The sequence below is a fragment of the Shewanella sp. BJSY2023SW005 genome (assembly GCF_047314585.1).
Lineage (GTDB): Bacteria > Pseudomonadota > Gammaproteobacteria > Enterobacterales > Shewanellaceae > Shewanella > Shewanella algae.
Genome location: NZ_JBKORJ010000065.1, coordinates 148,448 through 157,164, shown reverse-complemented (window position 1 = coordinate 157,164; position 8,717 = coordinate 148,448). Strand labels below are relative to the sequence as shown.

General features: G+C 47.0%; 9 protein-coding genes. 8 read left to right on the top strand and 1 reads right to left on the bottom strand.

The window, feature by feature from the left end:
• The 4 genes from ACMHXI_RS21300 to ACMHXI_RS21285 all read left to right on the top strand — a co-directional run.
• On the top strand, positions 1-543 hold a 543-nt coding region (locus ACMHXI_RS21300; protein WP_413734348.1), incomplete at its 5' end, for a transposase.
• A 227-nt stretch (positions 544-770) separates the two neighbouring features.
• Positions 771-1,277, top strand: coding sequence for a hypothetical protein (locus ACMHXI_RS21295; RefSeq protein WP_413736108.1), 507 nt, complete (start codon positions 771-773; stop codon positions 1,275-1,277).
• 749 nt (positions 1,278-2,026) lie between these two features.
• The gene (locus tag ACMHXI_RS21290; protein ID WP_413736106.1) at positions 2,027-3,322 is read left to right on the top strand and encodes a motility associated factor glycosyltransferase family protein; all 1,296 of its coding nucleotides are present in this window, start codon (positions 2,027-2,029) and stop codon (positions 3,320-3,322) included.
• Positions 3,319-3,576: a hypothetical protein gene (locus tag ACMHXI_RS21285; RefSeq protein ID WP_413736104.1), complete on the top strand. Its 258-nt coding sequence runs from the start codon at positions 3,319-3,321 to the stop codon at positions 3,574-3,576. Before ACMHXI_RS21290 ends, ACMHXI_RS21285 begins: the two co-directional genes overlap by 4 nt.
• Here the strand turns inward: ACMHXI_RS21285 and ACMHXI_RS21280 are convergent.
• Complete coding sequence (locus tag ACMHXI_RS21280) at positions 3,568-4,587, bottom strand: ketoacyl-ACP synthase III (protein ID WP_413736102.1); 1,020 nt, start codon at positions 4,585-4,587, stop codon at positions 3,568-3,570. The genes ACMHXI_RS21285 and ACMHXI_RS21280 overlap by 9 nt on opposite strands.
• Before the next feature lie 132 nt (positions 4,588-4,719).
• Between ACMHXI_RS21280 and ACMHXI_RS21275 the strand changes: the two genes are divergently transcribed.
• Genes ACMHXI_RS21275 through ACMHXI_RS21260 form a run of 4 tightly spaced genes read left to right on the top strand, consistent with a single transcriptional unit; the run spans position 4,720 to position 8,717 of the window.
• On the top strand, positions 4,720-5,811 hold the full coding sequence (locus tag ACMHXI_RS21275) for a 3-oxoacyl-ACP synthase III family protein (protein ID WP_413736100.1): 1,092 nt from the start codon (positions 4,720-4,722) through the stop codon (positions 5,809-5,811).
• Positions 5,811-6,563, top strand: a complete 753-nt coding sequence (locus ACMHXI_RS21270; protein ID WP_413736098.1) for an SDR family NAD(P)-dependent oxidoreductase — start codon at positions 5,811-5,813, stop codon at positions 6,561-6,563. The genes ACMHXI_RS21275 and ACMHXI_RS21270 overlap by 1 nt, the downstream gene beginning before the upstream one ends.
• Positions 6,553-7,611, top strand: coding sequence for a PseG/SpsG family protein (locus ACMHXI_RS21265; protein WP_413736096.1), 1,059 nt, complete (start codon positions 6,553-6,555; stop codon positions 7,609-7,611). Before ACMHXI_RS21270 ends, ACMHXI_RS21265 begins: the two co-directional genes overlap by 11 nt.
• Entirely contained in the window at positions 7,608-8,717 is a 1,110-nt protein-coding gene (locus tag ACMHXI_RS21260; protein WP_413736094.1) for an aromatic ring-hydroxylating oxygenase subunit alpha, read from the top strand. Before ACMHXI_RS21265 ends, ACMHXI_RS21260 begins: the two co-directional genes overlap by 4 nt.

Here is an 8,717-nt window from a genome sequence, read left to right as displayed (position 1 = left end):
AAGTGGCCTATGCTACCTGACAATATTGAAGCTCGCTTACTGACAAAGACGATAAAAGGTAAGTCGGTTTCCATTTTGACCTCATTAACAGACCCATTGCGTTATCCGGGGGCAGAGATAGCGGATTTATATGCCCATCGATGGGAGATAGAAGTGGGCTATCGGGAGATGAAGCAGCATCTTCTGGAGAGTCGCTTTACGTTACGCAGTCAATTGCCAGAGCTGGTTATCCAAGAATTGTGGGGGGTACTATTGGCCTATAACCTCATCAGATACAAGATGGTGTTGATGGCTAAGAGCTTACCGTCGTTACATCCGAACCAATTAAGCTTTAGAGATGCATCGAGTTATATCATTTTTAAACTGACTCAGCTGTCATCTCAAATGCCTGGGAATGTTCCGAGAGAGGTCTTGGATATAGTGCGTAACGCGAGGCAGTTCAAGCTTGATGGGAAACGGGATAGAGCCTATCCACGTGCGTTAAAAATGAGTAAAAACAAGTATCCCATTAAGCCTAAGAAAAATGCCGTTCACACTAAGTGAACGGCATTACGTACTTTCAGCATCTATCAACTGGCGGCGGGCTGTGGTCATAACCAACCTCGACTGAGTTTTGATGGGTATTTCAAAGCCTAGTCAAGGCTGGGCGAAACATCAAAAAGATATGGCTGTCCTGTTTTTTGTCGGGCATGAAGGCTGGCATATGTGCCGCTCCCCAAGCCTTGGGCAATTCTGCAATCAAGGTCAGCTCTCTCAAGGGTTCGACCCCGTTGTCCATCACGGAACTCTGGGTCTCAGCGAATGAAGGAGGGCCGAGTATCCCGGACGTGGACGGCCATGAGAAGGAATACAGTGGTGACGAAGACGTGCGCTCCTGTCTGACCTGCCAGCACCAACTCGACGACCTCGTAGAAAACCTCCGGAACACTTTAAAGCAGCAGGACGATCTCGCCGCCATCGAATCCGAGGTCAACAGAAACAGCATAGAACGCAAGCTGGAGCTGGTCACTATGGAGATTCATCAAATCAATGACGAGGATAGTCGTAGGGTACTTCTGAAACAAGTCACGAACGCGCGGCTACGCTATCCCAAAGCCAAGATCAGAAAATTCTTGCATAAGCAGTTAAGGACAACCGGGGACTTCGACCTGAACACCCTGCCGACCGAATTCATGACGGAGATCGAGGCCGTAATGTTGATACTTCAGCAAACGAGCAAACTTGTCCCTATTGTGCGCAAAAAAGGTCTGCGCCCCCGCCAGCGCTTCAAAAAGTAATAGGCTAAAACAATCCAAGGAAAAGAAAAAATTCACGAAATTTATTTGAAATCCAAGAAAGGCCTATAACAAAAACCAAGCAGCATTCAAATGTATTAGGGAAGGTGCGAATAAGTCCTCGTGGCCTTCTCTTAATGTAGAGAGTGGTTTGCACAGCCATTGGCGTTCAAGGCATCTGACTGAAGGCATGCCTGAGTCGGATAACGCCGAAAGCCGGTTGCAGTGAAAGTCCCGAAAGGCGCGTATGGGACTTGTTCGTATCTTCCTTAGTTCACCCATCCCTGGACAGCGCCAGCTTTTTGGCGTTTACTCTAGCCGGCCACAGCAAGGCGCACAGATAAAATCCCTTCCCCACCGACGCCGAATAACAGCCTTAAAACCCCATACCCAGGGGGATTGCAGCAGGTTGCGGCAAGATGATCCACCTTCCCATTGCAAGCATCATAGCCACCCAATGGCCACCAAAGTGGAAACTGGAACGCGACTTGCTTAGTCTTTGAACCCAAGTTAATCAGTCGCTGGGCAGCTTGCGGGAGGATTTTTGCAACCCTTGCGGCAGGTTAACGCTATTGTTGTCCGGATGATGGCCCTAGGGGCCAAAAGCTTTTTGAGCTTCAGTGTAAAACTTTAAAATCATGGTCTTAGTCACTAGTCTGGTTAGAGGCGAACCAAACGCTCAGTGGCAATGCCGATACGAGTTACCAAACCCGTTTTTAAAATTGAAACATTTCTTCAACGAGGTATTCTCCATGACAGAGCTGTTTGCAGCCAATCTGCAAATTATCCAGTCCAGATGGCCTATTGTGGCTTCAGCGCTTAAACATGCATCTTTTGAGTATCTGGATGCCTGTCTGGTTACCGCTCAAAACCAGACTATCAGTGTCAATGGCATTCAACTCAGTAGCCGATATGACAGGTTGGCAGAGGCTCGACTCCTTATCACTCAACTCCCCGAGCACTGTAAAGAAGTGACTGTGTATGGTATTGGAATGGGGGATGTTCCCAGTTTACTCATCGACAAACCTCAATTTAGCAAAATTATGGTCTGTCCACTGAATATAGACTTGTTTGCACTGCTGCTCTCCTACACGGATCAGAGTGAATGGTTGCTCGATCAGCGTGTTACCTTGGTACACCGACTTGAACCAAATAAACTGGCGCAAGATTATATCGCTATAACCCCAGATTTACTCTTGATTAAAGATGAGAATGCTAAGTTAAGAGACCTCTTGGTGTTGGAAAACAATCGTAAATATGCCAATAAACATCATGGTATCGACAATCCTGAGATTAGACAGAGATTGGATGAAAACCTCACCTTCATTGAGCAAGATCCAGATGCCGCAGCTTTACGCATGACTCACAGTCAACCTCAAGCACACATCATAGGCGCGGGCCCGAGTCTTGAAGAGCATTACCCATACCTGTTGCAACAGCAGAGCCAGCCTTTAAAGCAACTTCCTTTAATGATCGCCGTTGACACTGCGGTAAGGGCATTATTCGCGCAGGGGATAGTACCGGATATAGTCGTTTCCATCGATAGCAAGATCACATTGGCACATTTCCCTGAAGATCTGCCAAATAACCTCACCTTGGTTTACTTTCCAACCTTGTCGAGCGAGGTCATCACGGCCTGGCCAGGTCCAAGGTTCATGGCTTATTCCTCCAGTCCTATTTATGACGAATTGAACCGTAAACACCCCAAATTGAGGCTATATACCAATGGAAGCGTCATTCATCCCGCTATAGATTTAGCCGTACATTTGGGGATCAGGGAAATAATTCTATTCGGCTGCGACTTCTGCTATCCCAATAACAAGACTCACGCTCATTGGCAAGAGGGTCTGTTAGGACCTTCCACTCAGTTAGATAAAAAACATTGGGTGATCAATGGTCATGGAGAACGGGTGGCTACAGATCTGAATTTTAGGGCTTACCTTCGCAACTTGGAGCACTATATCTGTGCCAACCCTAACGTAAAGTTCTATCAATCAAGTTTAGAGAGTGCCAGAATATCAGGTGCCCAATACAAGGAGGTAAAATGATCGCGCGTAAAGCCTCTGTCACCTTAACGGATCAATTCATCACTGCAGCGCACGCCTTTCGGTTGGGCCATGAGGCGGAAGGCTCCCAACTGCTACGCGAATGTTTAGATCAATTAGAGCCTTTGCTCACCGAACTTCCTCATTCAGAGGCAATAATTCAATTACTTCCCCATATGCTGGCGGCACAGGAACGACATGACTGGCTGGGATTGGCTGACTATCTGGAGTATGAACTGAAAGCCCTTCTAAGCTAATTTAAGATCAATAACCTTACAGACTTTCAATTTTGGCAAAGTCAGGGCAACCGTCCCCCATGACCAGCCAACACCAAACCCAGATAACACCAACTTTGTCCTGTCGCTCGAAAGCCTTTTACTGAGGCTAAGACATAAAGCCAAGGGAATAGAGGCAGAGCTGGTATTCCCCACCTCTCCCATGGAGATGATTAGCTGTTCCGGGCTCAGGCAGAGTTTATCCCCTAGTCGTTTGAGCATCATTTCATTGGCTTGATGCAACACACAGTAATCTATATCTTGGATCTGCCATCCCTTTTCAGCCAAGCAAGCCATTATGGATGAAGGGACTTCCCTCAGAGTAAAGACAAAAACCTGCATGCCATCCATAAAGAGTTCAGGCGCAACACCGGGAGCCAGTGCCCCGCCCTGGGGTTGGATCAGATAAGGGGCACCGGCACCATCAGTGCCAAGCGAAAAAACCATCTCTTCACCGTGAGGATCTTTTTCAATCCCTATGGCACTTACCGCATCACCAAAAAGCGAAGAAACGGCACGATTGTTTTTGCTGTACTGATGACTCGTCGTATCGCCAACGACCAAGAGGGCTCGGCCCTTTGATAACCCGCTCAATAACTGCGATACCTGCCATAAACCATAAACAAAACCGGAACACCCAAGGTTGACGTCAAAGGCGATAGTTTCCTTGCTTAGGCCAAGTTTATGCTGCAGCTGCACCGCATTGCCAGGCAATGGATAATCCGGGGTTTGAGTCACAAAGACGATAAGGCCGATATCCGTAGGCTGCCATCCAATCTCTTCAATTAAAGATGCACAAGCTATGTTGCCTAGGGCCAACGCTGTCTGCTGCATAGATGCAATACGTCTTGAGCGTATCCCTGTTGAAGCAACAATTCGAGCCATTTCCTCTCCGGCGCTTACCGAGGATTCATCGACATTTTCACAACAGGTTTCAGGTAAGACAGAAACAATGCCTGTGATAGACACCTTGTTCACGGTAGTTACAGCCATTTCTTATCCCGGATTTTTCACTATAATAGCAAAAGGTTAGCTTACATTAGACATAAGGATGACACTTTCAAGCTATATTATTCAATGTTATAGTCAAAACCAACATTATTCGTTATTTCAACAGGGTTATTTATGGAAGCTGTGATTAAGTCAGTCAAAATTGCAGGTATGCAAGCCGCTGTCCCTCCCCATAGGCATTCATATGTAGAAACGCCCGATATTTTTACCCAGGAAGAAGCGGATAAAATTTACGCCAGTACCGGCATCCACAGTCGACGCATACTTCCCAAACACCTCTGTGCATCCGACATGTGCATCGCTGCTGCACAAAGATTACTCGAACGACTCAATTGGGCACCGGAATCCGTCGATGTGCTTATTTATGTCTCGCAGGATGCTGATTACGCCCTGCCGGCAACAGCTTGCCTGATGCAACACAGACTAGGACTGCCACAGACAGCAGCCTGCCTGGATGTCAGTTTGGGCTGTTCAGGGTTTGTTTATGCGACCTGGATAGCCAGTCAACTTCTTAATGGTTCCAACGGCCAACGAGCCTTGGTTTTATGCGGCGATACTTCCAGTCGTCACTTACTGCCGGACGATCGCGGCACCCTCCCCCTGTTTGGAGATGCGGGTGTCGCCACCGCACTCCAATACGATGAAAACTGGCCAGATTCTTATGCCGTCTTTGGCACTGACGGTACGGGTGGTCAGCATATTGCAGTCAAAGCAGGGGGGCGCCGGGTACCTACCATGCCCGAATTACAACCTCGTTCAAAAGAAGAGGAAGAGCGACTCTACAAAGAATCCCGGCTATATCTCAATGGTGCTGCGGTATTCTCATTTACCCTAAAAGTTGTTCCCAAACTCATCAAGGAAACCTTAGCCTTGGCTCAGCTCGAAGCTGATCGTTTAGATATGGTAGTGATGCATCAGGCTAACCAATTTATTCTCGAACACCTTCGGAAAAAAGCCAAAATTGCTGAGGATAAATACTTGATTGACATGACCGACTTTGGCAACACCTCAAGCGCGTCGGTTCCTTTGGCCATCTGTCATAAACTCACCCACTTTTTCGTTAATGGTCCCAAGAAGGTGATGCTGGGCGGGTTCGGTGTAGGCTGGTCCTGGGGGGCAATCATAACAGATATAGGTCCTATCATAGTGCCTGAGATCATAGAGATCCCGGACGACTTTGCCCCGCTAACCTTGGTGCAGCAGTGATGAGTGTAGCCAATAAACGCTATCTCATTACCGGCGCCGCTGCAGATTCAGATATAGGTTTGGCAATCTGCAAAAAACTGGATGAATGTGGCGCTAGGCTTATTCTCGTCGGACGTCGGGAACAGGCCTTAAATGAAACGCTTAATCAGCTCAAGGGTTCAGACCATGTGGTAAGCCCTTTTGATCTGAGTCATCTCCAAGATATCGCCGCTTGGGTAAAAGAACTGATAAAACAACACGGTGCCCTAGATGGTTTGGTACACAGTGCCAGCTATCAAGGTTACAGCCCGCTCAGAAGCATTAGCCCCAAACAGATTAATCAATATTTTGATATCAATTTCTCTGCCGCCGTGATGCTGACGGCTGCCGTATCGAAGGCTAAACATGTTAATCCGGGAGCCAGCCTTGTCTTTATTGGTTCGGCGGCAGGACAGAGGGGGCTAAAGGCACGTACTCTTTATGCCGCATCAAAGGCAGCACTATCCTCAATGGTACAATCGGCAGCCTTGGAGCTGGCGGCTAAACAGATTCGGGTTAACTGTGTTGCTCCTGCCGTCGTCAGCGGCAAAAAAGCCGAACAACAGTTTGCCACATTGGGCGAAGAACAGAGCCAGAAACTAAAAGATGCACACCCTCTGGGGCTCAGTAAACCACAAGATGTAGCCAACAGTGTTTACTTCCTTTTGAGTGACTTGAGTCGTAATACAACAGGCATCACGCTCGCCGTAGATGGTGGATTCCTTGCAGGCTAAACCCCAAATTGCTTTCTATGGTAATAACTCGGACAAAATTGGCGCTGGTCATATCATGCGCCTCTATGCCTTGGCTCAGGCGGCTGAGGACAGATTCGAAATCAACTTTCTCTATAAAACTTGCAGCGAAACTTTACTGAACAAGCTTAAGCAAGCAAATTTCAATAGCATTCAAGTCTCAAACACTTTAACGGCGAATGAAATAAAACATCATGATTTTAAAGCAATTATCATCGATGACTATGAATTAACGCCCTGTGAGTGGCACCAGCTTTCTGAACTTAACACCTATCTTGTCAAGCTCGATGATGCCCTTGATGATTCACCGATTATAGCCGATTTAATTGTTAATCCTGCGCCAAATTGTACGTCTGCCGATTACCGCTTGAGGGCTCCCCAGGCCAATTACTGTCTGGGACCGCAATTTACCTATTTGAGAAAAGAGTTTGCATTGCCTCAATTCATTCCGGTACTTCAACGCCCTCAGCTATTGCTCACTTTAGGTGGTACAGATGTAAAATCACTGGCACTACCACTATCCCAAGCACTGCTAAGAGTTCTCCCTCAGTGTCAGATTAAGCTACTTTTGGGTACAACCCACCAAGATCAAGCTTCCTTACAGAGGCTCTCCGGACAATATGGGAATTTCACACTTGTATGTGATCCTCCATCAGTTGCCGAAGTCATGATGCAAACGGGTCTAGCCGTATCCGCAGCCGGAGGAACTCTGGGAGAATTGGCCAGCCAAGGCGTTCCAACATTATCACTGGTAACGGTCGACAATCAGGTACCTGCCATGATCTCACCACTGAATAATACCTGGTACCAAACGCTAGATTGTCGGCATTATGCACCGGCAGAGGGGGATACCCAGAGTAATCAAGATATCATCAACACAATAGCCTTAAAGGCCAAGAGTATTTGGCATAATAAATGCTTAAGAGAACAGATGAGTGACCAGGCACGTCAACTGATTGACAGCCATGGATGCCAGAGAATAATAAAGAGACTTGTCATTGGCCTGAAAGAGAAATCGGAACATCAATGATCGCAAAACAATCCATACATCCGGAGCATTACTACCAAACGGCGATCCTGGACATCGAGCACACCCAGGTATTCGAAAAAAACTGGATATTCGTTGGTTTTAAAGATCAGCTTTCTCAACACCATGATTTTATTACTTTGCAAGTAGGCAACACCCCTGTGGTAGTGCAGAACTTTAATGGTGAACTCAGTGCACTACTCAACGTCTGTAGCCATCGCAAGGCAAAACTGCAGTCAGCATCCAGAGGCAATCGGCCCTTGCTTTGCCCATATCACTGCTGGAGTTACAAGAGTAATGGCGCTCTTAGCGGTGTACCACAAAATCGTACCGACTTTGGTTTAGACGATGAAGCCAAGAAAAAACTGGCCTTAAAACAGTTTCAGTTGGCCCATTGTGGGAACTTGCTATTCGTTCGTATCAAGCATCAAGGACCAACATTAGAGGATTTTTTGGGGCCTTACTTCAATATCCTGGAAGAGATCTCCCAAGCATTTCTGGATCCGGTTCAGCAAGGTAGTTTTCACTGGAATACCAATTGGAAATTAGCCTGCGAAACCGTACTCGAAGTTTACCACGTGGCAGGCACCCACCCGGAAACCTTTGCAAAATTTGCCAAGCCTGAAGTCGAAATGGCACATTTTAATGGCCACACAACAGGCCATACTCCACTGCTGGATACACCAAAAAAATGGTGGGCGGGTGCCAGAAAACACTTAAAAATTGAACAACATAAATCTTTTACTGAGTACAACCATTTCTTTATCTATCCGAATTTGGCCATAGGGTTGACCAATGGTTCCCTTATGTCATTGCAAACTTATGAGCCTAAAGGTGCAACCCAATCCCAATTGAATTTTCAACTGCGAATGATGCAAAGACGCGACGGAAGCAGGATCAGCGATGCCGTCAAAGCAGCCATTCAGGCAAACTTTACTGAATTTAACCACACTATCTTAGAAGAGGATCGCATCGTTGCCGAGTCCTGTCAGGCAAATATGCAATACATTGATGAGCCGGGGGTTTTAGGCAGATGCGAAGAAAGGATCCATCACTTTCACAACGCTTGGCGCAGCGATGTTCAACCCCACTTATCAATAAGGGACTAA